Source organism: Rhodococcus sp. Leaf233 (genome assembly GCF_001426165.1).
GTDB classification, from domain to species: Bacteria; Actinomycetota; Actinomycetes; order Mycobacteriales; family Mycobacteriaceae; genus Rhodococcoides; species Rhodococcoides fascians.
The window spans coordinates 979,340-1,001,312 of the sequence record NZ_LMRO01000001.1; the positions used below are offsets into that span (position 1 = coordinate 979,340).

The 21,973-nt window shown below is 64.4% G+C and carries 27 protein-coding genes and 1 pseudogene; 24 read left to right on the forward strand and 4 right to left on the reverse strand.

Annotation, left to right across the window (positions count from 1 at the left end):
• Together dapC and ASH04_RS04810 are read left to right on the forward strand one after the other, a co-directional pair.
• Complete coding sequence (gene dapC / locus ASH04_RS04805) at positions 1 to 1,104, forward strand: succinyldiaminopimelate transaminase (RefSeq protein ID WP_057472839.1); 1,104 nt, start codon at positions 1 to 3, stop codon at positions 1,102 to 1,104.
• A 141-nt stretch (positions 1,105 to 1,245) separates the two neighbouring features.
• Entirely contained in the window at positions 1,246 to 1,863 is a 618-nt protein-coding gene (locus tag ASH04_RS04810) for a LysE family translocator (RefSeq protein WP_032390332.1), read from the forward strand.
• Positions 1,864 to 1,876: 13 nt separating this feature from the next.
• Here the strand turns inward: ASH04_RS04810 and ASH04_RS04815 are convergent, their stop codons facing one another.
• On the reverse strand, positions 1,877 to 2,299 hold the full coding sequence (locus ASH04_RS04815) for a hypothetical protein (RefSeq protein WP_027498077.1): 423 nt from the start codon (positions 2,297 to 2,299) through the stop codon (positions 1,877 to 1,879).
• A 17-nt stretch (positions 2,300 to 2,316) separates the two neighbouring features.
• Between ASH04_RS04815 and ASH04_RS04820 the strand changes: the two genes are divergently transcribed.
• The 5 genes from ASH04_RS04820 (at position 2,317) to ASH04_RS04840 (ending at position 6,912) form a co-directional block, all read left to right on the forward strand.
• The gene (locus ASH04_RS04820; RefSeq protein WP_027498076.1) at positions 2,317 to 3,717 is read left to right on the forward strand and encodes an acyl-CoA synthetase; all 1,401 of its coding nucleotides are present in this window, start codon (positions 2,317 to 2,319) and stop codon (positions 3,715 to 3,717) included.
• A 47-nt stretch (positions 3,718 to 3,764) separates the two neighbouring features.
• Positions 3,765 to 4,424, forward strand: coding sequence for an SDR family NAD(P)-dependent oxidoreductase (locus ASH04_RS04825; protein ID WP_057472840.1), 660 nt, complete (start codon positions 3,765 to 3,767; stop codon positions 4,422 to 4,424).
• A gap of 190 nt (positions 4,425 to 4,614) precedes the next feature.
• On the forward strand, positions 4,615 to 5,127 hold the full coding sequence (locus tag ASH04_RS04830; protein ID WP_032390329.1) for an OsmC family protein: 513 nt from the start codon (positions 4,615 to 4,617) through the stop codon (positions 5,125 to 5,127).
• Between the two features lie 4 nt (positions 5,128 to 5,131).
• Positions 5,132 to 6,430: an O-acetylhomoserine aminocarboxypropyltransferase/cysteine synthase family protein gene (locus tag ASH04_RS04835; protein ID WP_027498073.1), complete on the forward strand. Its 1,299-nt coding sequence runs from the start codon at positions 5,132 to 5,134 to the stop codon at positions 6,428 to 6,430.
• Complete coding sequence (locus tag ASH04_RS04840; RefSeq protein WP_057472841.1) at positions 6,427 to 6,912, forward strand: CoA-binding protein; 486 nt, start codon at positions 6,427 to 6,429, stop codon at positions 6,910 to 6,912. The genes ASH04_RS04835 and ASH04_RS04840 overlap by 4 nt, the downstream gene beginning before the upstream one ends.
• A gap of 3 nt (positions 6,913 to 6,915) precedes the next feature.
• Here the strand turns inward: ASH04_RS04840 and ASH04_RS04845 are convergent, their stop codons facing one another.
• On the reverse strand, positions 6,916 to 7,677 hold the full coding sequence (locus tag ASH04_RS04845) for an SDR family NAD(P)-dependent oxidoreductase (protein ID WP_037219506.1): 762 nt from the start codon (positions 7,675 to 7,677) through the stop codon (positions 6,916 to 6,918).
• 61 nt (positions 7,678 to 7,738) lie between these two features.
• Between ASH04_RS04845 and ASH04_RS04850 the strand changes: the two genes are divergently transcribed.
• The 6 genes and pseudogenes from ASH04_RS04850 to ASH04_RS04875 form a co-directional block, all read left to right on the forward strand.
• Complete coding sequence (locus ASH04_RS04850) at positions 7,739 to 8,323, forward strand: TetR/AcrR family transcriptional regulator (RefSeq protein WP_057472842.1); 585 nt, start codon at positions 7,739 to 7,741, stop codon at positions 8,321 to 8,323.
• 46 nt (positions 8,324 to 8,369) lie between these two features.
• Positions 8,370 to 8,801 (forward strand): DUF1810 domain-containing protein, encoded by a 432-nt coding sequence (locus ASH04_RS04855; protein ID WP_032375462.1) that lies wholly within the window; start codon positions 8,370 to 8,372, stop codon positions 8,799 to 8,801.
• A 10-nt stretch (positions 8,802 to 8,811) separates the two neighbouring features.
• Complete coding sequence (locus ASH04_RS04860) at positions 8,812 to 9,267, forward strand: 6,7-dimethyl-8-ribityllumazine synthase (RefSeq protein WP_032383855.1); 456 nt, start codon at positions 8,812 to 8,814, stop codon at positions 9,265 to 9,267.
• A gap of 28 nt (positions 9,268 to 9,295) precedes the next feature.
• On the forward strand, positions 9,296 to 9,664 hold the full coding sequence (locus tag ASH04_RS04865) for a nuclear transport factor 2 family protein (RefSeq protein WP_235579922.1): 369 nt from the start codon (positions 9,296 to 9,298) through the stop codon (positions 9,662 to 9,664).
• 118 nt (positions 9,665 to 9,782) lie between these two features.
• On the forward strand, positions 9,783 to 10,331 hold a 549-nt coding region (locus ASH04_RS27110; protein ID WP_235579923.1), incomplete at its 3' end, for a DUF222 domain-containing protein.
• A gap of 1 nt (position 10,332) precedes the next feature.
• Positions 10,333 to 11,284, forward strand: a pseudogene (locus ASH04_RS04875) (DUF222 domain-containing protein); the annotation flags it as partial.
• Positions 11,285 to 11,394: 110 nt separating this feature from the next.
• Here the strand turns inward: ASH04_RS04875 and dapD are convergent.
• A complete protein-coding gene (gene dapD, locus ASH04_RS04880; RefSeq protein ID WP_032383853.1) occupies positions 11,395 to 12,348 on the reverse strand; it encodes a 2,3,4,5-tetrahydropyridine-2,6-dicarboxylate N-succinyltransferase in 954 nt (317 codons plus the stop codon).
• A gap of 204 nt (positions 12,349 to 12,552) precedes the next feature.
• Here dapD and ASH04_RS26410 point away from each other — a divergent pair, with 204 nt between their 5' ends.
• From ASH04_RS26410 to ASH04_RS04905, 6 genes are all read left to right on the forward strand, one after another.
• A complete protein-coding gene (locus ASH04_RS26410; protein WP_155288421.1) occupies positions 12,553 to 12,696 on the forward strand; it encodes a hypothetical protein in 144 nt (47 codons plus the stop codon).
• 69 nt (positions 12,697 to 12,765) lie between these two features.
• The gene (locus tag ASH04_RS04885) at positions 12,766 to 13,686 is read left to right on the forward strand and encodes an SMP-30/gluconolactonase/LRE family protein (protein WP_235579924.1); all 921 of its coding nucleotides are present in this window, start codon (positions 12,766 to 12,768) and stop codon (positions 13,684 to 13,686) included.
• A gap of 10 nt (positions 13,687 to 13,696) precedes the next feature.
• Positions 13,697 to 14,782, forward strand: a complete 1,086-nt coding sequence (gene dapE, locus ASH04_RS04890; protein ID WP_032365377.1) for a succinyl-diaminopimelate desuccinylase — start codon at positions 13,697 to 13,699, stop codon at positions 14,780 to 14,782.
• A gap of 10 nt (positions 14,783 to 14,792) precedes the next feature.
• Complete coding sequence (locus ASH04_RS04895; RefSeq protein ID WP_045840749.1) at positions 14,793 to 15,563, forward strand: TIGR00730 family Rossman fold protein; 771 nt, start codon at positions 14,793 to 14,795, stop codon at positions 15,561 to 15,563.
• A complete protein-coding gene (locus tag ASH04_RS04900) occupies positions 15,560 to 16,123 on the forward strand; it encodes a TIGR00730 family Rossman fold protein (RefSeq protein ID WP_235579925.1) in 564 nt (187 codons plus the stop codon). Before ASH04_RS04895 ends, ASH04_RS04900 begins: the two co-directional genes overlap by 4 nt.
• Positions 16,124 to 16,214: 91 nt before the next feature.
• On the forward strand, positions 16,215 to 17,990 hold the full coding sequence (locus ASH04_RS04905; RefSeq protein ID WP_057472847.1) for a long-chain-acyl-CoA synthetase: 1,776 nt from the start codon (positions 16,215 to 16,217) through the stop codon (positions 17,988 to 17,990).
• Here ASH04_RS04905 and ASH04_RS04910 read toward each other — a convergent pair.
• Positions 17,980 to 18,624 (reverse strand): TetR/AcrR family transcriptional regulator, encoded by a 645-nt coding sequence (locus ASH04_RS04910; RefSeq protein WP_051365251.1) that lies wholly within the window; start codon positions 18,622 to 18,624, stop codon positions 17,980 to 17,982. The genes ASH04_RS04905 and ASH04_RS04910 overlap by 11 nt on opposite strands.
• A 54-nt stretch (positions 18,625 to 18,678) precedes the next feature.
• Here ASH04_RS04910 and ASH04_RS04915 point away from each other — a divergent pair, with 54 nt between their 5' ends.
• Genes ASH04_RS04915 through ASH04_RS04935 form a run of 5 tightly spaced genes read left to right on the forward strand, consistent with a single transcriptional unit; the run spans position 18,679 to position 21,955 of the window.
• Positions 18,679 to 19,116 (forward strand): ester cyclase, encoded by a 438-nt coding sequence (locus tag ASH04_RS04915; RefSeq protein WP_057472848.1) that lies wholly within the window; start codon positions 18,679 to 18,681, stop codon positions 19,114 to 19,116.
• A complete protein-coding gene (folP, locus tag ASH04_RS04920; RefSeq protein WP_057472849.1) occupies positions 19,113 to 19,973 on the forward strand; it encodes a dihydropteroate synthase in 861 nt (286 codons plus the stop codon). The genes ASH04_RS04915 and folP overlap by 4 nt, the downstream gene beginning before the upstream one ends.
• Positions 19,970 to 20,899 (forward strand): glucosyl-3-phosphoglycerate synthase, encoded by a 930-nt coding sequence (locus tag ASH04_RS04925; protein ID WP_027498057.1) that lies wholly within the window; start codon positions 19,970 to 19,972, stop codon positions 20,897 to 20,899. Before folP ends, ASH04_RS04925 begins: the two co-directional genes overlap by 4 nt.
• 55 nt (positions 20,900 to 20,954) lie before the next feature.
• Positions 20,955 to 21,350, forward strand: a complete 396-nt coding sequence (locus ASH04_RS04930; protein ID WP_057472850.1) for a DivIVA domain-containing protein — start codon at positions 20,955 to 20,957, stop codon at positions 21,348 to 21,350.
• Positions 21,347 to 21,955, forward strand: a complete 609-nt coding sequence (locus ASH04_RS04935; protein ID WP_057472851.1) for a DNA-3-methyladenine glycosylase I — start codon at positions 21,347 to 21,349, stop codon at positions 21,953 to 21,955. The genes ASH04_RS04930 and ASH04_RS04935 overlap by 4 nt, the downstream gene beginning before the upstream one ends.
• Positions 21,956 to 21,973: the final 18 nt, after the last annotated feature.

Here is a 21,973-nt window from a genome sequence, read left to right on the forward strand (position 1 = left end):
TTGGCACGCAGAGCGGTGGCAGCGACGCTGCCCGACTTTCCGTGGGACTCGCTGACCGCTGCCAAGGAGAAGGCGTCGGCGCACCCGGACGGCATCGTGAATCTGTCCGTCGGCACGCCCGTCGACCCGGTCGCCGAGGTGATTCGGGTCGCGTTGAACTCGGTGGCCGACGAGCCCGGGTACCCGACGACCGTCGGTACCGTTGCGCTTCGGGAGGCCGCGGTGGCGTCGCTCGAACGTCGCTACTCGATCACCGGTATCTCGACCGACGCGGTGCTTCCGGCCATCGGCACCAAGGAAATGATCGCCTGGTTGCCGAGTCTGCTGGGTCTGGGTGCCGATGATCTGGTCGTCATCCCCGAATTGGCATATCCCACATACGAAGTGGGTGCTCTGCTCGCCGGTGCACGAATTCTTCGTGCAGACGGACTGAATCGTCTCGGCCCCGAACGCGCCTTGCTGATCTTCGTCAACTCGCCGTCGAACCCGACCGGCAAGGTGCTCGGAGTCGAGCACCTGCGCAAGGTCGTCGAGTGGGCCCGCGAGCGCGACGCCATCGTCGTCTCCGACGAGTGCTACCTGGGGCTGACCTGGGAAGCCGATGCGGTCTCGGTGCTCGATCCGCGCGTCTGCGACGGCGATCACACCAATCTGCTTGCTGTGCACTCACTTTCGAAGACCTCGAATCTGGCCAGCTACCGCGCCGGTTTCGTCACCGGCGACGCTTCCCTGATCGCCGAATTGCTCGAGGTTCGCAAGCACGCAGGGATGATGGTGCCGCTCCCCATTCAGGCCGCCATGACCGCGGCTCTGGCCGACGACGAGCACGAGAACATCCAGCGAGAGCGATACCGCGCCCGGCGAACGACTTTGAAGTCTGCCGTCGAGGCAGCCGGCTTCCGCGTCGACCACTCGGAGGCCGGGCTCTACCTGTGGGCCACCCGCGACGAGCCGTGCCGCGACACCGTCGACTGGCTCGCCGAACGCGGCATCCTCGCCGCACCGGGAGAGTTCTACGGACCGAACGGTGGCAAACACGTCCGCATCGCACTGACTGCGACGGACGAACGCATCGAGGCTGCGGCGGCTCGCCTGCGCGGTTAGCCGAGCTTCCTGATGCGCTGAGTGTCGTGGTGCGCTGAGTGTCCACTATTCGGCCCGATCGACGGGATCCCGGTTCTCGATACGAATAGTGGACACCGAGCTCAGTTGGCCCCTGATCGGGGCGGGTGTTCTCATGTACCCATGACCCTCAGCCTGCTGCTCAGCTTCGCCGGTGTGTGCTTTCTGCTGGCGATTCTGCCCGGGCCGGATTCGTTTCTGGTGCTCCGCTACAGCATCGGCGGCCTCAAGCCAGGCGTCGCTGCAGCGATGGGTGTCGCGATCGGCGGACTGTTCTGGGCCGTGCTGGTCGCCGTCGGGCTGGCGGCGATCGTCGAGCAATCCGCGACGGCATACCGCGTCGTCAAAGTTCTCGGTGGGTTGTACCTGCTGTATCTGGGCGTGAAGGCTTTCCGGGCGCGACGTAAGAACAAGGTGGACGGCGAGCCGCTCCTGCCCGTTGCTGCGTCCGCGTGGTCGGCGTTCGGTGCCGGAGTTCTCTCGTGCGCGCTCAACCCGAAGGTCGGACTGTTCTACCTAGCGGTGGTGCCGCAATTTCTCACTGTGGTCACGTTCACCGGTGCCATGACGCTCGGTCTGGTCGAGGTGGTTGTCGCTGCCGTGGTGATGGGAGTGTTCTCCGTTCTCGCCTCACGCGCTGTGACGCTGCTGCGTAAACCGGCCGTGACCGACTGGCTGGACCGCATCAGCGCTGGATTCCTCGTCGCCCTCGGAATCGGAACGGTGGCGTCTTCGGCCTAGTTGCGGTGGGCCGTCAGTCGAGGTCCGGCTCGCCGACGTCCCATCCGCCGCGCCTGATGCGCAGGATGTAGACCAATTCGTTGCTGCCGAAGGCTTCGACGGTGGTGAACCGCTTCGGTTCGGCGTTGACCTCGGGGTTGCGCGCGTGCGCCTCCTCGTAGAGCTGAGTCGCTCGGAGGTCGGCCAACTCCACTCGCGTCCAGAAATCGTCGGACTGCACCGAGTAGACCAGTCGCGGCGCCCCGTCACTGACGTGCGCGAGGTCGATGTCCTCGTCGTCGGAGTCCTCGTCCTCGAGGTCCAGGTCGAGGTCGTCTTCGGAATCGACGTCCTGTTCGGCGTCGGTTCCGATCAGATAGACACCCGCCTGCAGGTCACCGGCGGCGACCGTCATGTACTCGGCGTAGTCGCCGGTGTCGATTCCGTCCACGTCCATGTCTGTACGGTAGCCATGTGCTGCTTCGTTCACTGAACCCACTCGCCGTTGCGCGGGGAGACGATATTCCCGACGCCGTCACCATCGACGGCATCTCGCTCTCTCGTGCCGACATCCTGGGAGCGGCGACTTCCGTTGCCGAGCGCATCGGCCGGGCAGATCGGCTCGCCATCCACGCGACGCCGTCGGTGAAAACGGTGCTCGCCGTCGTCGGTGCGTTGATTGCCGGCGTCACCGTTGTTCCCGTCCCACCGGATGCAGGCTCGGCCGAACGTGAGCACATCCTCCGCGATTCGGGTGCGCAGGCGTGGCTCGGCGAAGCGCCGCCGGACACCGCGGGTCTGACGGTTCTGCCGGTGCGTCAGCACGCACGGTCGTGGCACAGCTACCCCGAGCCGCAGCCGTCGTCGATCGCGTTCGTGCTCTACACCTCCGGCACCACAGGCCCACCGAAAGGTGTGCTGATTTCTCGCAGCGCCATCGCGGCCGGGCTCGACGCGTTGGCGCAGGCCTGGAGCTGGACGTGGAAAGACACTCTGGTGCACGGTCTTCCGCTGTTTCACGTGCACGGACTGATTCTCGGGTTGCTCGGCCCACTGCGAGTCGGCAGCCCGTTGATCCACACCGGCAAACCGACTCCCGAGCTCTATGCGGCAGCGCGGGGTTCTCTGTATTTCGGGGTGCCGACCGTATGGTCGCGCGTTGCAGCGGATGAGACGTCCGCCCGCGCTCTGGCCCACGCCCGACTATTGGTGTCCGGCAGTGCGCCGCTCCCGGTTCCGGTGTTCGAGAAGCTGCGTGAGTTCACCGGTCAGGCTCCCATCGAGCGGTACGGCATGAGCGAAACCCTCATCACCATCAGCACCCGCGCCGACGGTGAGCGTCGACCGGGGTCGGTGGGACTGCCCGTCGCAGGCGTCGAAACCCGACTGCTGGGCGAGAAAGGCGACATCCTGCCGCACGACGGCGAATCCATCGGCGCATTGCAGATCCGCTGCCCCATGTTGTTCGACGGCTACCTGAACAATCCCGAGGCGACGGCGAAGACCTACACCGAGGACGGGTGGTTCGACACCGGGGACGTCGCGCTCATCGAGCCCGACGGGTTCCACCGCATCGTCGGGCGAGCCTCGACCGACCTGATCAAGTCCGGCGGCTATCGCGTCGGCGCGGGGGAGATCGAGACCGTGTTGCTGGGGCACCCGAGCGTGGACGAGGTGGCCGTCGTCGGCCTGCCGGACGACGATCTGGGTCAACGCATCGTGGCGTTCGTCGTCGGTACCGAGGTCGAGGATCGAGTGCTCATCGACCTGGTGGCCACCGAACTGTCGATCCACAAGCGGCCCCGGGAGATTCGCGTCGTCGACTCGCTGCCGCGCAATGCGATGGGCAAGGTGCAGAAGAAGCTCCTCGGCTGACTCCGCGTTGTGAGCGCGGGTCGGGTGCAACGCGCTAGCTTCGAGTCATGAACCTGGACGGCGCACGCATTCTCGTATTCGGTGCCAGTGGTGGGCTCGGCGGTCCGATCGTCGAGCAACTCGCCCAGGCCGGCGCGCGGCTTACCATCAGCGGACGGAGTCTCGAGTCCGCGGAGCATCACACGGTGAATGCCGATCTGACGCTGCCGGATTCGGCTCGCTCGGTAGTCGCGGAGGCCGTCGAACACCACGGCGGTCTCGACGGGATCGTGATCGCCGCCGGTGTGGTGGCCTTCGGTTCGGTCGCCGAGGTGGACGACGACACCGTCGACGAGCTGCTGTTGCTCAACTACCTGGCACCGCTGCGCATCATGCGTGAAGCGCTGACCACTCTGGATCAGGGTGGATTTGTGCTCAACATCAGTGCGGTGGTCGCAGACAAGCCGATGCCCAATATGGGTGCCTACTCGGCGAGCAAGGCCGCGGCGAGTGCGCTGCTGAACAGTGTTCGCACAGAAGCACGGAAGTCGAAGATCCGTATCGTCGACGTGCGGCCTCCGCACACCGAGACGGGGCTGGCGACGCGGCCGATCGCCGGGCAGGCACCGAAACTGCCGCAGGGCCTGACGCCGGAGGCAGTGGCCTCACGGATCGTTGCCGCGATCACCGACGACGAAACCGACGTCGGCGCAGACCAGTTCTCTTAGGCTATTGTCGGCACCGTGACCGAGACACATGTGACCGACGCGGGCAGAAGGCTCGTGCGTCGTCGCACCATCGATCTGTGCCTGGTCTGCACTTCTTCCTGTTCGTAACTGTCGATCGAACCCAGCCCCGACGAGTTCCACACGCTCCTCGGGTCGTTCCGGCAACCTCTTTCTACGAACAGGATCACTCATGACCACATCTGTCTCCCATCTCGGCGGCGTCATCGCTGCCACCGACGACGCAGTACGCGCCGACGCGAAGAACGCTCACGCTGTATTCCGTGCCTCCGCCACCGCGCACGATGCCGTCGCCAGCACCGTCACACTCGGCAAGTTCAGCGTCGAGGTCGACGAGCCGCCGGCCCTCGGCGGAGAGAACACGGCCGCCAATCCCGTGGAGTACTACCTCGCGTCGCTGCTGTCCTGCCAGGTGGTCACCTACCGCGTCTGGGCCGAGAAGCTCGGTATCATCGTCGACGACATCAAGGCGAAGGCCGAGGGCGACCTCGACGTACGTGGCTTCTTCGGGTTCGACGACGACGTGCGGCCGGGATTCGGTGAGGTGCGCGTCGTCGTGACGGTCACCGGGCCCGAGACCCGTGAGCGGTACGAGGAATTGCAGCAGGCCGTGGACGATCACTGCCCGGTACTGGATCTCACGCGTAACCCCACGCCGATCCACACCGTCCTCGAAACGGCCTGACGTCATGAGCGAGCGAACATTCGGCCTGCGTACCAGAGCAATTCACGCCGGCGCGCGGCCCGACTCGGCAACCGGTTCGCGTGCGGTGCCGATCTATCAAACGGCGAGCTACGTGTTCGAGGATTCTGCTGACGCAGGGGATCTGTTCGCTCTGCAGAAGTACGGCAACGTCTACAGCCGCATCGGTAACCCGACGGTCGCCGCCTTCGAGGAGCGCATCGCGAGCCTCGAAGGCGGCATCGGGGCGGTCGCGTTCGCCAGCGGGCTCGCGGCCGAGTTCGCGGTGTTCGCCGCGCTGGCCGGCACCGGTGATCACATCGTCGCGGCAGCCGGACTCTACGGCGGAACCGTGACGCAACTCGACGTCACACTGCGGCGCTTCGGCGTCGAGACCACCTTCGTTCCCGGCACGGACCCGGCCGATTATGCGGCGGCGGTAACAGATTCGACCAAGTTGATCTACGCGGAGGTCATCGGTAACCCCTCCGGTGAAATCGCCGATCTCGAGGGTCTCGCCGCGGTCGCGCACGATCATGGGATCCCGCTGGTGGTCGACGCGACGATGGCGACACCGTGGTTGAGCCGGCCGATCGAGTTCGGAGCCGACATCGTCATTCACTCGGCAACGAAGTTTCTCGGCGGTCACGGCTCCACGCTCGGCGGCGTCGTGGTGGAGTCCGGTCGATTCGATTGGGGCCGAGGCAAGTTCCCGCAGATGACCGAGCCGGTGGCCTCGTACGGGGGCCTGTCGTGGTGGGGCAACTTCGGGGAGTACGGATTTCTCACCAAATTGCGCAGTGAGCAACTGCGCGACATCGGTGCAGCACTGGCTCCGCACTCTGCCTTCACGCTGATCCAGGGCGTCGAGACGTTGCCGCAGCGCATGGACGCGCACGTGGCCAATGCGCGCGTCGTCGCCGAGTGGCTCGAGTCGGACCCACGCATCGAGTACGTGAGATGGGCTGGATTGCAGAGTCATTCGCACCACGATCGCGCCGCGAAATATCTGCCCTCGGGTCCGGGCGCGGTGTTCGCATTCGGCATCGAAGGTGGTCGCGACGCCGGCCGAACGTTCGTCGAGAGCGTCCAGGTGGCCAGTCACGTCGCGAACATCGGCGACGTACGCACCCTGGTCATCCACCCGGCCAGCACCACCCACCGACAGCTCAGCGATGATCAACTGGCCGGCGCGGGGGTGGGGCCCGAACTCATTCGGATCAGTGTCGGCCTCGAAGACGGCGAGGACCTGCTGTGGGATCTCGATCAGGCCTTGACGCTGGCAACCGGGAAGGCGCGGTCATGAGCGAACGAACCTGGCAGGGACCCTCCGCTCAGGACCGTCAGCGGATCCTGCGTGAGACGAAAACCGTCGCGATCGTCGGTGCGTCCAAGAACCCGTCGCGAGCAAGCTATTTCGTCAATCGGTATCTGTCCTCGACAAGCAACTACGAAATATTTCTCGTCAATCCGACGGTCTCGGACATCGAAGGAACGACCGTCTATTCGACTCTCGCGGATCTACCGAAAAGTCCGGACCTGGTCGACGTCTTTCGCAAGTACGACGATCTCCCGGATGTGTTGAGCGAAACCATTGCTGCGCAGGCGAAGACGATCTGGTTGCAGCTCGGGTTGTGGCACGAGCAGGTTGCCCACGACGCCGAGGCGGCGGGATTGAACGTCGTCATGGACCGGTGCCTCAAGATCGAACACGCCCGCTTCCACGGCGGGCTGCACTTGGCCGGATTCGACACGGGAGTGATCGATTCGCGTCGACCGCGGGGTTAGGGGTCAGGCCTTCAGTAGGCGACCGCTGATTATCGCGGCCAACGATCGTGGCGCGAGACGCACACTGCCGGCGCTGATCTTGTTGGACAGACCGGACACGACGCTGGCAGGGGTACGGCGAGAGTCCAAGGCGCGCATGGCCGTCGAGACCACCTGCTCGGAGGTCTGGAAGTTGCCCACTGCGGCATCCTCGGATCCGACGACGTCGAAGAACTCGGTGCGCGTCGGGCCGGGGGAGAGAGCGAGGATCTTCAGCGGTGACGTGCGGTACTCGTAGGCGAGCGCCTCGGTGAAGTTCAGTACGAACGCCTTCGTCGCCCCGTATACCGCCATGTTCGGAGTGGGCTGATACGCAGCGGTACTCGCGATGTTGATCAACGCGCCGGTCAGATTCGGCAGAAACGCATGTGTCAGATCCACCAGCGCGCTGACGTTCAATGCGATTTCCGACGCCACCCGCGCCGGATCCTCGTCGCGAAAGCGCCCGTGGGTCCCGAATCCTGCATTGTTGACCAGCGTGGTGGGTGTTACCCCTTTGTCGGCCAACGCCTTTCGTAGTGACTCGCCGATGCCCGGCACGCCCAGGTCCATGGCGACGGCGGTCGCGGTGACGCCATGGTCTGCTTCGATGCGGCGGGCAAGTGTCTCGAGTCGGTCCGCCCGTCGTGCCACGAGGACGACGTTCTCGCCGCGTGCGGCAAAGCGATGTGCGAATTCCTCGCCGAGGCCGGAGCTCGCCCCGGTGATGAGTGCTGTGGATGTCATGCGAGCAAATGTAGGCACTGTCAGCATTGTTGTCAACGCCAACATCGCCTAGGGTGAGTCCATGGCAACGGAGCGCTACCACCACGGTGATCTGCGCGCGGTGCTCCTGGAGGAGGCCGAGCAGAGCATCGCCCGCGACGGCGTGGATGCGCTGTCGCTGCGGCAGTTGGCCCGAGACGTGGGTGTCAGTCACGCAGCCCCCGCGCGCCACTTCCGCGACAAGCAAGCACTGCTGGATGCGTTGGCGCTGCACGGCTTTCAGGAAATGAATCGCCGAATGGTCGACGCGGCCACCGGGCCGGGAGAGCTGCTGGCCAAGTTTCGTGGTGTCGCCCGCGCCTACCTGGGCTTTGCCGTCGAACATCCACAGCTACTGGACGTCATGTACAGCACCAAGCATCACCCCGAGGCCAGCGAACAACTCAAAGACGTTGCGCACAAAAGCATGGCGGCGACGGAATCCTTGCTGCACGCTGCGATGGACGCGGGAGTCATCACCGAAGCATCGCCTGCCGTCCTCGCCCGCGTCGCGTTCGCGAGCGTCCACGGACTCGCCGTGCTCGCCGCCGGCGACCTCCTCGACGGCATGCCTGCCGATGACCTGCTCGACGCCACGGTCGACACCCTGCTCCGCGGATTCACCTGACCGGGTCATTCCGCGGGCTCCACTCCTGTGTCGCTAAGTTGTCGGTATGACCGAATACGACCTGCAACGCTTCGTCGACGCCCAGGATCCCGTCTGGAACGTCGTGGTCAAGGAGTTGAAGGCAGGTCGGAAGCAGACGCACTGGATGTGGTTCGTGTTTCCGCAGTTGGCCGGCCTGGGCCGCAGTGCCACCGCTCAGCACTTCGGCATCGCAGACCTGACCGAGGCCGAGCTGTACCTGTCCCACGAAGTTCTCGGGCCACGCCTGAAGAAAGCCGCGCAGCTCACTGTTGCGGTCGAGGGCAGCACGGTCGACAAGATCTTCGGTTACCCGGACAATCTGAAGCTGCACTCGTCCATGACGCTTTTCGCAGAAGCTACCAAGGGGCAGTCCGTTTTCGTCGAAGTGTTGCAGAAGTATTTCTCCGGCGAATTCGATGGCGCAACACTCGACTTGCTCGACGAGCGATACCGCTAGCATCGCATCCATGACCACTCCACTCGCCGGATCCATTGCCTTCGTCCATGCCACCTGGCACCTGGACATCGTCGATCGTGCGCGGGTGGGTTTCTCCGCCGAACTCGAGCAGTTGGGCCATGCCGACACCGCGGTCGATGTCTTCGAGGTGCCCGGAGCATTCGAGATCCCGCTGCACGCGCAGCGGCTCGCCAGAACCGGAAAGTATGCGGCGATCGTCGCCGCAGCGCTCGTCGTGGACGGCGGAATCTACCGACACGACTTCGTCGAAACGGCGGTGATCGACGGGCTGATGCGGGTGCAGCTCGACACCGACGTCCCCGTGTTCTCGGTGGTCCTGACTCCACATCACTTTCACGAACACGCTGATCACAACGCCTTCTTCACCGCGCACCTCGAAACCAAGGGTGCCGAGGCCGCGCGCGCCGTGGTCAAGACACTGGCTTCGCTCGGAACCATCGGCTGACGCTGCCGCAGGCAGACCGGTGGTCGACGTGCGATCCGTGCTCGCGGAGCTCGAACGGCGTGAACCCATTTTCCACCGCCGTGAGTACGGCATCACGCGTGAAGATTTCGATCGTCTGACCGATGTCGATTTCTGGGAGGTCGGTGCGTCCGGTACCCGATACGACCGTGACGAGGTCTGGGCCGTTCTCGAAAAGCGCTATCGAGAGGACCCGTTCGGCGACCGCGGTATCGACTGGGAATCCAGTGAATTCGAGGTCCGTGAGATCGCCTCGGACACGTACCTGTTGACGTACTCGCTGCTGCAGATGGACAGACGCACCCGGCGAGCGACACTCTGGCAGCGACAGGCAGGGGAGTGGACGATTCTGTATCACCAGGGGACCGTCGTGCAGTAGGTCATTCCTCATAGCATGTACCACCGACAGGTGCCGGTTCGCGAATCCTTATGCACAGCAATAGTTTTCGATTGCACCATCATTGCGTATCGAACACACGTTCGATACACTTATCTCCATGACCACGGAGATCTGGCAACTGAGCGAGAGCGAACTCCTCGCCGACGCTGCTGATGTCTCCCACAAGATCCAACTGCTCGAAGCACGGCGCATCGCTCTCGTCGCCGACATCGACACCCGCGTGAGCCGAGAGAAGCTCGGCTTCCCCGGACCCGCAGGGTGGCTGACCTCCACCACCCTCCTCACCCCGAGCAAAGCGAACAAGATCGTCGCCCTCGGCCGCGGCATGAAGAACTTCCCCGACATCGCCGACGCCGTGAACACCGGCAGCATGACCATCGACCACGCCGCCTTGATCCTCACCTTCGCCGAAACCCCACCGAAAAACCTCCCCCAAGAGGGCCGCGATCTCGCTCGTAAAGCCATGATCACCGCCGCAACCGGGCCCGGGGCACGCACCGACCGCATCCGAGAAGCGATCACCAAACTCGAGGACACTTACGGCGGCAACAAGCCACCACCGGAAGACACCGACCGCAACGAACTCTTCGCCTCGAAAACCCTCAACGGACGTCTCGTGGCGAAGATGGATTTCGATGCGATCACCNCTACGGCGGCAACAAGCCACCACCGGAAGACACCGACCGCAACGAACTCTTCGCCTCGAAAACCCTCAACGGACGTCTCGTGGCGAAGATGGATTTCGATGCGATCACCGGAGAAAAGCTGCTCACCGCGCTTTCACCGTTGACCGAACCCCGCCCTGCCGCCGACGGCACCCAAGACGAACGCAGTCCCGCACGGCGACGCGCCGACGCCTTCGGACACATCCTCGACCGATACCTCGCCTCCAGTAACCGCCCCACCGAAGGCGGTGAACGCCCGCACCTGAACCTGCACATCCGGTTGCAGGACCTCACCGACCTCCGCGACAGTGCCGACGACATAACAGACGACGAAACCTCACGCGCAGCAACAGAATCCGAAACCGACGCAGCAGATCCGGTCGACATCAACACTGGCAATCCCATCGACACCGACGCGGCGGATGAACTCCAGACCGGCAGCGCTGCCGGACCGAGCCAGGATCGCGGCGCGTATCGCGACTTGTTCGGTGACGGCACGTCGGTCGGGTGGCTACCGTGGATGGGACCCCTCTCCCGCAACACCTCTCGCCAACTCGCCTGCGATTGCCTTCTCACCGCCATCGTCATGGACGAGAACGGCAACCCACTCAACCTCGCCCGCACCGCCCGTACCGTCACCGCGAAACAGAAACGCGCCTTGACGGCCCGCGATCACGGCTGTGCGTTCCCCGGCTGCGGAAAACCCGCCGCCTGGACCGAAGGTCACCACATCTGGCACTGGGCCGATGGTGGCCCCACCGACATGAACAACCTCGTCCTCCTGTGCGGATTTCATCACCGACTCATCCACCACTCCGATTGGGAAGTGTTCATCGGCAGCGATCAACACCCCTGGTTCGTACCCCCGGCATCCGTCGACCCGTACCGAGAACCCCGGCAATCTCACGCCCGAGCCGGCCCCCACATCGCATAGGTCCGCGCACACACGCACCAGCCCCACACAAATACACCAGCCCCGCACCGAAAACACGGTGCGGGGCTGGAAGAGATTGTCCGACTGATCGATTGGAGTCGATCAGGCTCTCAGTCGTTGGCGTGCAACGCTGCGTTCAGCTCGACGCCGGTGCCCTTCCACGGCACAACCTCGACCGCACCCGAGAGCGAGTTACGACGGAACAGGAGGTTGGACTTGCCGCTCAGCGTCGCCGCCTTCACCACGGTTCCATCCGGTCCACTGACCTTCGTTCCGGCGGTGATGTACAGCCCCGCCTCGACGACGCAGTCGTCACCGAGTGAAATGCCGAGTCCGGAGTTGGCACCGAGCAGGCAGCTCTTGCCGACGGAGATGACGTTCTTGCCGCCACCGGACAGCGTGCCCATGATCGACGCACCGCCGCCCACGTCGGAACCGTCACCCACCACGACGCCCGCGGAGATGCGTCCCTCGACCATCGAGTTACCGAGCGTGCCTGCATTGAAGTTGACGAAGCCCTCGTGCATGACCGTCGTTCCACTGGCCAGATGAGCACCGAGGCGCACACGGTCGGCGTCGGCGATGCGGACGCCGGTGGGAACGACGTAATCGACCAGGCGCGGGAACTTGTCCACGCCGTAGACGGTTACCTGGCCGCGGGCACGTAGCTTCGCACGCACAGTCTCGAAGCCCTCGACCGCTGCGGGTCCGAAGTTGGTCCAGACGACGTTGGCGAGCAGTCCGAACAGTCCGTCGAGATTCTGACCGTGCGGCTCGACCAGGCGATGCGACAGCAGATGCAGTCGTAGGTACGCGTCGTGGGCGTCGATCGGAGCATCGTCCAGAGATGCGATGTTGGTGCGCACTGCGACGACCTCGACGCCGCGCGCCTCGTCCGCACCGACCAGCGCGGCCAGCTCCGCGGGGATGTCGGATCCTTCGAGCCGAGTCGTGCCGGCCTCGAGATCGGACCCGAGCTCCGGGCTCGGAAACCAGGTGTCGAGAACTACGCCCGATGTCGTGATGTTGGCAATACCTACTGCTGTTGCTCCCTGTGCACTCACGGCTCGAAGAATACGCGGTGGTGCGTCGTGCGTGGTTCGGTGACTGGGCGCCGCAGGTTCCCAGGTGATTTCCGGGCACACCGACCGGCGGTAGTCGCCGGTTCGGTCACGACGGCGGTTCGTTATCCGTTCGGCTGACGAGCGTGACCACATCGGGATTCGCGGAGACCGGCCCGGGGCCCGTGGGCTGACAGAGTGACGACAATGACCACCCGCAGGATTTCGCTCGGAAGAGGAGCAGTGTCGATGATGGCCGACGGGATGTCGTTCACCGGGTTGGTGGCAACCTTCGCTTCGACCATCATTCTCGGAGTCGCTTTCGGCTTGGTTGTCGCCGAGGCGTGGTAAAAATGCCCATCGGCTGACAGGGGGTCGCCGTAGGCGGGGGATTCCATGAGATCGAGCAGGTCAATAGCTATGCGTTCGATAATCTCGGTGGTCGCTGCATCACTCCTCGCGGTGACCGGCGTGGTAGCCGGTTCCGGTACCGCAGCCGCCGCACCCAACTGCGCCGGCGTCGGCGGGAAGTCGGCAGAGGTCGCGAAAATTCCTGGGGCTGCGCTGGAGGGCCTTGCCGTCGATGGGTCGGGCCGCGCGTATGTCACCGATATCGTCTCGGGCCGGGTGTACCGCATCGACGCACCTGGACAGCCCGCGTATCCCATTGCGAAGGTTCCCAGCGGCGGCGGCGGAGCTCTGGCGTGGATGCCCGACGGGACGCTCCTGGTCGGCTACGGTGCCGATCCCCGTGTATTCGTCGGAGACGTCGTCAAGGCCGCCGGCATCGTTCGACTCGACATCGACACCCTTGCCGCCACTCCCTTTGCGAAGGGACTCAGTGCTGCCAATGGACTCGCCGTTGCTGCGGACGGAACCGTCTACGCCACCAACGACTTCGGTTCGCTCATCGGCCGAATCAGCCCCGACGGTTCTGTCGACCCGAGCTGGGCGCGCTTGCCGAGCGCCAACGGCGCGGTGCTCGATGCCGCTGGGAAATATCTCTACGTCTCTCGGACTTTCGTGAACGCGGGCGTCAGTCGAATTCCGATTGCAAATCCGTCGGCACCGGAAGACCTGCTCGATCTGAAGGGGCTCGACTCGTTGGCTGCCCCGGACGGTCTCACTCTCGACGCCGCCGGCCGTCCGGTGGTACCGCTCAATGCAGGCGGTTCCGTCGTCCGCATCGATGCTCCGGGGGTCACCTGCGTGATCGGGACCGGTACTCGGTTGACCAGTGTCGTCTCCTACGGTCGCTCCGAGCAGGGGTTTTCGAGCGGAAGATTGTTCGGCGCAGGCTTCGACGGCGTGGTCCGCGAGATTCCGGGGCCCAAAGCCTAGGGTTGTCGCCGTGACGCTCGATTTGCATGCCGACCCGATAGACCTCACCGCGGCGCTGGTGGACATCCCCAGTGTCAGTGAGGACGAGGCGCGTATCGCCGACGAGGTGGAGCAGGCACTTCGCGAGCAGACCACAGGCTTCGAGATAATTCGGAGCGGCAACGCCGTCCTGGCCAGAACCAACCGCGGGCTGGGTTCACGGGTGATGCTTGCCGGCCATCTCGACACCGTGCCGATTGCCGACAACGTCCCGTCGCGGCGCGAGCACGAGAGCGCCGAGGGAGACATCCTGCACGGCTGCGGGACCGTCGACATGAAGTCGGGCGATGCGGTGTTTCTTCACCTCGCCGCAACGATCGACAACCCGGCACACGACCTGACTCTGGTGTTCTACGACTGCGAGGAGATTGCTGCCTCACGCAACGGTCTCGGTCGCATCGAACGTGAGCTACCCGAATGGCTGAACGCCGATGTCGCGATTCTGGGCGAACCGTCCGGCGGGTTCATCGAAGCCGGTTGCCAAGGCACACTGCGTGTTCGGCTGACGGCGTCGGGAACCCGAGCGCACAGTGCCCGATCCTGGTTGGGCGACAACGCCATTCACAAGTTCGGTGCGGTGCTCAATCGGCTGGCGGCCTACCACGCTCGCAGCGTCGATATCGATGGATGTGTATATCGCGAAGGGCTGCAAGCAGTTCGGATCGCCGGCGGGGTGGCGGGCAATGTTGTCCCCGATGCCGCCGAGCTCGATGTCAATTTCCGTTTCGCACCGGACCGCAGTGTCGACGAGGCCGTCGAGCATGTCCGTGAGGTGGTCGACGGACTCGATCTCGGGTTCGAGGTGACCGACTCGTCACCGGGTGCGCTGCCCGGGCTGAACCAGCCTGCTGCCGCTGCCCTCATCGAGGCAGCGGGAGGACAGTTCCGGGCCAAGTACGGCTGGACCGACGTCTCCCGGTTCTCCGCCCTCGGCATACCCGCAGTCAACTACGGACCGGGCGATCCCAACCTCGCCCACAAGCGCGACGAGCGCGTCCCGGTCGAACAGATCACGCACGTGACACAGGTTCTACGGAGCTACCTCTCCGCCGGATAGCCTGAACGCCATGAACAGCGTCGACGACCCAGGTAGTTACGAACAGATCGGCAGCGAAAAGCCCGCCAAACACAAGGGATCCGTCGTACTTCGCCGCGGTCGAAACACCGAGACGTCCACGTCGGACCAACGATTGCTCGACGAACGCGGATCCGGCAATTGGATCCACTCGGACACCTGGCGCGTGCTGCGCATTCAGAGCGAATTCGTCGAAGGTTTCGGTGCTCTGGCCGAGGTGCCGCGAGCGGTGACGGTGTTCGGTTCGGCGCGCACACCCGTCGACCATCCCGAATACGAGCGGGCGCGTGAACTCGGAGCTGCCCTGGCGCGTGAAGGCTTCGCCGTGATCACCGGCGGCGGTCCCGGTGTGATGGAGGGCGCGAACCGCGGCGCGAGCGAGGCCGACGGGTACTCCATCGGACTGGGCATCGAGCTGCCGTTCGAGCAGGGCCTCAACGACTGGGTCGATCTCGGTGTCAACTTTCGATACTTCTTCGTACGCAAGACCATGTTCGTCAAGTACTCCCAAGCGTTCGTGTGCCTGCCCGGAGGCTTCGGTACTCTCGACGAACTCTTCGAGGCGCTCACACTCGTGCAGACCGCGAAGGTCACACGATTCCCGATCGTGTTGCTGGGCAAGGACTTCTGGTCGGGATTGCTCGACTGGATCAAGACCACTCTCGTGAAAGAAGGCAAGGTGTCCGAGAAGGACCTCGACCTCATCCATTGCACCGACAGCGTCGACGAGGCCGTCCGCATCGTCCGGGAGGCCCAGCAGTGAGCGTGCAGTCGGTCGGCGTTTCGGGGATCAGCGTGTGTGTCTACTGCGCATCGGGACCGGTCGACGCGTCGTTCATCGATCTGGCGCGTGAGGTCGGTACCGAGATCGGTCGACGTGGTTGGCAGCTGGTGTCGGGCGGCGGCAACGTCTCGATGATGGGCGCGGTGGCCGCGGCGACACGCGCAGCCGGAGGCAACACCGTCGGTGTCATCCCGAAAGCGCTCGTGCACCGCGAGGTCGCCGACGTCGATGCCGACGAGTTGATCGTCACCGACACGATGCGTGAGCGGAAGAAGATCATGGAGGACCGAGCCGACGCGTTCATCACGTTGCCCGGCGGCATCGGAACGCTCGAAGAACTGTTCGAGACGTGGACGGCCGGCTATCTGGGCATGCACAGCAAGCCGATGGTGATGCTCGATCCGTTCGGGCACTTCGACGGCCTGATGCAGTGGATCGACGGTCTGAGCTCCACCGGGTTCGTGCAGCAACGAGCCCTCGACGCGCTCGTGCGCACCACTTCTGTCGACGAGGCCCTGGACGTGTGCGGCGCGTTGTGAAAGTTCACCAACCGAGCCCGCCTGACGAAGTGCTGGAAGTTGTTACTCTCTAGTAGGGTTAGTTATCTCACATCGTCTCAAAGGGGAGCTCATGGCTGTCGATGCCCGTCAGAAAATCGGAGTGACCGACCTCGCGGTCGCGTTGCCGAAAATGGTGACGGAGGTGCCGAGCCTGCTCAAGGGGCTGGCGGGCTTCACCCGCAAGCCGGACCACAAGGTCTCCATCGGACTGATTTTCCAGGACGCGGCAGCCAAGAACAGCACTCGACCGTTCGTCCGTTTCGAGGGTGAGTCGATCTCCTACAAGGATGCGAACGCGCTGGTCAATCAGTACGCCGCAGTGTTCACCGACCGGGGGGTCGTACGCGGCGACGTCGTCGGTGTGCTGAGCAAGAACCGCCCCGAGGCGCTGTTCGCGGCGCTGGCTGCCGTGAAGCTCGGTGCCACCGCAGGCATGCTCAACTACAACCAGCGCGGCGACGTGCTCGAGCACAGCCTCGGAATTCTCGAAGCGAAGGTGCTGGTCCTCGACGAGAACGCGCAGGAAGCGCTGGATTCTCTGGACAACGAGCCCAAGGTCGGGTCGGTGTTGCCGCTGAAGGAGCTCGGCGAGTTGGCCGCGAAGGCGTCGACGGCCAACCCGTCGGTCACCGCGGAGATCCAGGCCAAGGAGAAGGCGTTCTACATCTTCACCTCGGGAACGACGGGCATGCCCAAGGCCAGCCTGATGAGCCACTTCCGTTGGCTCAAGTCGATGTCGGGCCTGGGCAACATGGGCGTGCGACTGCGCGGCGACGACGTCATCTACTGCTGTCTTCCGCTCTATCACAACAACGCGCTGACGGTGACGCTGTCCTCGGTGCTCGCCGGCGGCGCGACGATGGCCATCGGTAAGCAGTTCTCGGTGAGCAACTTCTGGGAAGACATTCGCGTCAACAAGGCCACGGCGTTCACCTACATCGGCGAGCTCTGCCGGTACCTGCTCACGCAGCCGAAGAAGGATTCCGACCGGGACAACTCGGTCAAGCTGATCGTCGGCAACGGACTGCGACCGGAGATCTGGGAGGAGTTCACCGAGCGTTTCGGTATCTCCCGCGTCGCGGAGTTCTACGGTGCCAGCGAATGCAACATCGCCTTCATCAACGCACTGAACATGAAGAAGACTGCCGGAATCTGCCCGTTGCCGTATGCCGTGGTGCAGTACGACGAAGAGTCGGGCAAGGCCAAGCGCGGCCACGACGGCAAGCTCCGCAAGGTCGGCAACGGTGAAGTGGGCCTGCTGCTGTCCAAGATCACCGACCGGGCACCGTTCGACGGGTATTCCGACGACAAGGCCACCGAGAAGAAGATGGTGCGCGACGGATTCAAAGACGGTGACGCGTGGTTCGACACCGGCGACCTCGTTCGCAAGCAGGGCTGGATGCACGTCGCATTCGTCGACCGACTGGGAGACACTTTCCGCTGGAAGGGCGAGAACGTCGCCACGACCCAGGTCGAGGGTGCACTCGGTAGCCACCCGGCAGTGGACGGTGCCGTCGTCTACGGCGTCGATATCGAGGGTGCCGACGGCAAGGCCGGTATGGCTGCGGTGACCCTGCGCGACGGTGAGTCCTTCGACGGCAAGTCGTTCGCCGAGCACCTCTACGACAAGCTGCCGACGTACGCGGTGCCGCTGTTCGTGCGCATCGTCGACAGCCTCGAGCAGACCTCGACGTTCAAGAGCCAGAAGGTCGCTCTACGCAAGCTGGGGTTCCAGGAAGACGGTGACAGCGAACTCCACGTGCTGCGCGGCAAGTCCGGTGGCTACGAGAAGTTCTACGACGGCTACGTCGACGAGGTTGCCGCCGGCAAGGCCCCTAAGGGGTAACCAGCAAGCTCGAGGCGAGGGTGGCCTCGAGCCATCGTGCGTAGCGGTCGGTCGTCCAACCCGACCGCTCGCACAACATTCGGTGCATTTCGGGGCTGGTCAGGGCCCAGATGGTGGTTCCTGCCGTTTCGAGGTCAACGGCCAGATCTCCACGTGCCCCGATCCACTCGGCGATCTGCATCATCGCCGATCTGCGTTGTCGGTCCTGGATATCGCGTCGTAGTGCTGCGATGTCCTCGTCGACGGCAGCCGCGCTGAGCAAGATGTCGTCGACCGCTCTGATTCGCGCGACCTGTTCGGCGATTCCTGACGCGAACATGCGGAGCTGCGTGCGTTGATCGAGTTCGTCGCGCACGGCCGATGCTGATGAGCGCTGCATGATCGGCGTCGGGTCGGTGTCTCCGCCGATGTCCAGATCCACCATTTCTCTGAGCAGCGTGCGCTTGTTCTTGAAGACGTGGAAGACGGTGTCCGCCGAGACACCTGCCGCGGCGGCGATCGACGGGACCGAGGTTGTGCCGTATCCGTGGGCGAGGAAGAGTCCGCGCGCGGCCTCGATGATGCGGAGTCGGGTGCCTTCGGCCTGCTGTTGCCGCACGGCGGAGTTGTAGGTCCTCTTGACGTTTTCGGTCATCGGGTCGAGTATATGCATATTGATCCGAGTGCCACTTGAACGAATCGGGGCGTCATGGATATCCAACAGGCGAAAGATCGAGTGGGACGGGTCTTCGAGGACGGATTCGGGCGGGGTGATCTCTCGACGGTGGATGCAGCACTCGCGCCGAGCGCTGTCGACCAGCACGCTTTCGGACAGGACGAACCGGATATGGCGGCACACCTCAAAGGCGCGATCGCGATGTTCCGTTCTGCGATGCCCGACCTGCGCGTGACGATCGGTGATCTCTTCGGGGAAGGAGACCGAATCGCCGCGCGGGTCGAGATGGAGGGAACCCACACGGGCTCGCCTCTGTTCGGCGTGCCATCCTCGGGGCTGCCCGTTGCGCTCGAACAGTTCCACGTCATCGAGCTCGACGCCGACGGACGTGGTGCCCGGCACTGGGCGAATGTGGGTGCCGACACCATCGCGCTCGGGCACCTCCGCCGAAATGCCACTATGGATGAATGAGCACTCTGTGCGGTAAGCCGGTCGCCGACGATCGAGCTCTGGTCATGGCGATCGTCAATCGCACCCCCGACTCGTTCTACGACGGGGGTGCGAATTTCTCCGACGATGCAGCGATGGCGTCCGTGAACAGGGCTGTCGCCGAGGGTGCCGACATGGTCGATATCGGCGGCGTCAAAGCAGGCCCCGGTGACCTTGTCGACGCGGCGGAGGAGATCCGCCGCGTCGTGCCGTTCGTCGAAGCGATCCGGGATGCGTATCCGGATCTGCTGATCAGTGTCGACACCTGGCGTAGCGAGGTTGCTCGCCTGGCCTGCGGTGTGGGAGCCGATCTGATCAACGACACCTGGGCCGGAGCCGATCCCGAGTTGGTGCGCGTCGCCGCTGCCGAGGGAGTCGGGATCGTCTGCTCGCACACCGGCGGTGCCGTTCCGCGGACCCGTCCGCACCGGGTTCGGTACACCGACGTCGTGGCCGATGTGATCGCGGAAGTCACCGCAGCTGCCGACAATGCCGTCGCGGAGGGGGTGAGGAGAGATTCGATTCTGATCGATCCGACCCACGATTTCGGGAAAAACACCTATCACGGGCTCGAGTTGTTGCGTCGCGTGGACGTTCTTGTAAACACCGGGTGGCCTGTGCTCATGGCGCTGAGCAACAAGGACTTCGTAGGCGAGACTCTAGGGGTAGAGCTCGCCGACCGGTTGGAGGGAACATTGGCAGCGACAGCATTGGCCGCAGCAGGCGGAGCCCGGATGTTCCGGGTGCACGAGGTTGCGTCGACCAGAAGAGTCGTCGACATGGTGGCAGCGATCCAGGGACGACGAACCCCGGCGCGGACGGTCAGGGGGCTGGCATGACACTGGCCGATCGAACGGACGTGACCCGAATGTGGTCCGAGACCAACAGCTGGGACACCCCCGAATGGACCATCGCCGAGCTCGAGGCCGCCAAGGCGGGCCGCACGGTGTCCGTGGTGCTTCCGGCGCTGAACGAGGAACAGACGGTGGCTGCCGTCATCGACACCATCCACCCGTTGCTCGGTGGCCTCGTCGACGAACTGATCGTGCTCGACTCGGGCTCGACCGACGAGACGGCAGTGCGCGCGAGAGCGGCCGGTGCCCGTGTCATCAGTCGCGAGGAGGCAGTACCGGGGCTCGATCCGGTACCGGGCAAGGGCGAGGTGCTGTGGCGATCGGTCGCGGCGTCGACGGGTGACCTCATCGCCTTCGTCGATTCCGATCTGATCAATCCCGATCCGGCCTTCGTCCCGAAATTGCTCGGCCCTCTGCTGATGGGCGACGGCATTCATCTCGTCAAGGGTTACTACCGACGTCCACTTCGCGTCAGTGGCACCGAGGACGCCAACGGCGGTGGACGCGTCACCGAGTTGGTGGCTCGACCCTTGCTCGCGGCGCTGCGCCCGGAGCTGACCGGCGTGATTCAGCCGCTGGGCGGGGAGTACGCGGGCACTCGCGAGTTGTTGTCGGCGGTGCCGTTCGCGCCCGGTTACGGGGTGGAGATCGGCCTGCTTCTCGACACATACGACCGGCTCGGTCTGCAGGCCATCGGACAGGTGAACCTGGGAGTGCGAAAGCATCGCAATCGGCCGCTGGTCGAACTCGGGGCGATGAGTCGGCAGATCGTCGGAACGATGCTCAACCGGTGCGGCATGGTCGATTCCGGTGCCGGACTGATGCAGTTCCGCGTGGCCGGGGATTCGTTCGAGCCGTTCTCGACCGAAGTCTCGTTGGCCGATCGACCGGCGATGAACTCGCTGATCTGACCGACCACCAGGTGCGTCCAGCCGACGTGTCGGACAGCCGTGACAAGATCGTGGCATGTTGACGCTGTTGATCTACATCATCGTCATTGCAGTCGTCGCTGCGGCGTTGTTCTTCATCGCCGCAGCGGTGTTCGGTCGCGGTGAAGAGCTGGGGCCGTTGCCCGAGGGAACCACCGCAACAGTGCTGCCGGCCGAAGGAGTCACCGGTGCCGATGTGCGCGCGTTGAAGTTCCAGCAGACGTTGCGGGGTTACAAGCCCAGCGAAGTCGACTGGGCTCTCGAGCGCCTGGGCGGCGAGATAGACATGCTGCGGTCACGGCTGTCCGCGGCGCAGGAGTCGGGTTCTCGATCCCCGCTGTCGGGGCAGCCCGGCAATGCCGGCCTCACAGACAGTGCGGGCCTCACGGATAGTTCGGGCGTCACAGGCACGGTCGAGTCGGACGAACGGTGAGCGCAGTCGCGGGGCCGGACGGCAAGCTGCGCTGCCCGTGGGGTGCCACCGACGACGAGCTGTATCGCGCCTATCACGACACGGAGTGGGGGCAGCCGCTGCACGGCCGCAATGAGCTCTACGAGCGCCTGTGTCTGGAAGCGTTCCAATCGGGCCTGGCGTGGATCACGATCCTGCGCAAGCGGGAAAGCTTCCGCACTGCTTTCGCCGGATTCGATCCCGAGGCAGTGGCCCGCTTCGACGACGCCGATGTGGAGCGATTGATGAGCGACGCGTCGATCGTGCGGAATCGGCTCAAGATCGAGGCGGCGGTGAGCAACGCTCGCGCGATCGTCGACCTCGACGACACCGATCTCGACACTCTGCTGTGGTCTTTCGCGCCGGAGCCCAGGTCACAGCGGCTCACGGAGTTCACCGACGTGCCCGCGTCGACACCCGAATCGACGGCGTTGGCCAAAGAGCTCAAACGCCGCGGGCTACGGTTCGTCGGTCCGACTACCGCCTACGCATTGATGCAGGCCACCGGAATGGTCGACGATCACCTGTCGAGGTGTTGGGTGCAGGTCACGAATACCGACTCAGGTTCCCCCCATCGACGGCGATAGGGAAGAATGGCACAGGAC

What these genes read in the sequence shown, in the direction of transcription:
- ASH04_RS04810 (WP_032390332.1), top strand. Translation starts at nt 1,246, where the DNA reads ATGACCCTCAGCCTGCTGCTCAGCTTCGCCGGTGTGTGCTTTCTGCTG.
- ASH04_RS04815 (WP_027498077.1), bottom strand. Translation starts at nt 2,299, where the DNA reads ATGGACGTGGACGGAATCGACACCGGCGACTACGCCGAGTACATGACG.
- ASH04_RS04825 (WP_057472840.1), top strand. Translation starts at nt 3,765, where the DNA reads ATGAACCTGGACGGCGCACGCATTCTCGTATTCGGTGCCAGTGGTGGG.
- ASH04_RS04830 (WP_032390329.1), top strand. Translation starts at nt 4,615, where the DNA reads ATGACCACATCTGTCTCCCATCTCGGCGGCGTCATCGCTGCCACCGAC.
- ASH04_RS04835 (WP_027498073.1), top strand. Translation starts at nt 5,132, where the DNA reads ATGAGCGAGCGAACATTCGGCCTGCGTACCAGAGCAATTCACGCCGGC.
- ASH04_RS04840 (WP_057472841.1), top strand. Translation starts at nt 6,427, where the DNA reads ATGAGCGAACGAACCTGGCAGGGACCCTCCGCTCAGGACCGTCAGCGG.
- ASH04_RS04845 (WP_037219506.1), bottom strand. Translation starts at nt 7,677, where the DNA reads ATGACATCCACAGCACTCATCACCGGGGCGAGCTCCGGCCTCGGCGAG.
- ASH04_RS04850 (WP_057472842.1), top strand. Translation starts at nt 7,739, where the DNA reads ATGGCAACGGAGCGCTACCACCACGGTGATCTGCGCGCGGTGCTCCTG.
- ASH04_RS04855 (WP_032375462.1), top strand. Translation starts at nt 8,370, where the DNA reads ATGACCGAATACGACCTGCAACGCTTCGTCGACGCCCAGGATCCCGTC.
- ASH04_RS04860 (WP_032383855.1), top strand. Translation starts at nt 8,812, where the DNA reads ATGACCACTCCACTCGCCGGATCCATTGCCTTCGTCCATGCCACCTGG.
- ASH04_RS26410 (WP_155288421.1), top strand. Translation starts at nt 12,553, where the DNA reads ATGACCACCCGCAGGATTTCGCTCGGAAGAGGAGCAGTGTCGATGATG.
- ASH04_RS04885 (WP_235579924.1), top strand. Translation starts at nt 12,766, where the DNA reads ATGCGTTCGATAATCTCGGTGGTCGCTGCATCACTCCTCGCGGTGACC.
- ASH04_RS04895 (WP_045840749.1), top strand. Translation starts at nt 14,793, where the DNA reads ATGAACAGCGTCGACGACCCAGGTAGTTACGAACAGATCGGCAGCGAA.
- ASH04_RS04905 (WP_057472847.1), top strand. Translation starts at nt 16,215, where the DNA reads ATGGCTGTCGATGCCCGTCAGAAAATCGGAGTGACCGACCTCGCGGTC.
- ASH04_RS04910 (WP_051365251.1), bottom strand. Translation starts at nt 18,624, where the DNA reads ATGACCGAAAACGTCAAGAGGACCTACAACTCCGCCGTGCGGCAACAG.
- ASH04_RS04915 (WP_057472848.1), top strand. Translation starts at nt 18,679, where the DNA reads ATGGATATCCAACAGGCGAAAGATCGAGTGGGACGGGTCTTCGAGGAC.
- folP (WP_057472849.1), top strand. Translation starts at nt 19,113, where the DNA reads ATGAGCACTCTGTGCGGTAAGCCGGTCGCCGACGATCGAGCTCTGGTC.
- ASH04_RS04925 (WP_027498057.1), top strand. Translation starts at nt 19,970, where the DNA reads ATGACACTGGCCGATCGAACGGACGTGACCCGAATGTGGTCCGAGACC.
- ASH04_RS04930 (WP_057472850.1), top strand. Translation starts at nt 20,955, where the DNA reads ATGTTGACGCTGTTGATCTACATCATCGTCATTGCAGTCGTCGCTGCG.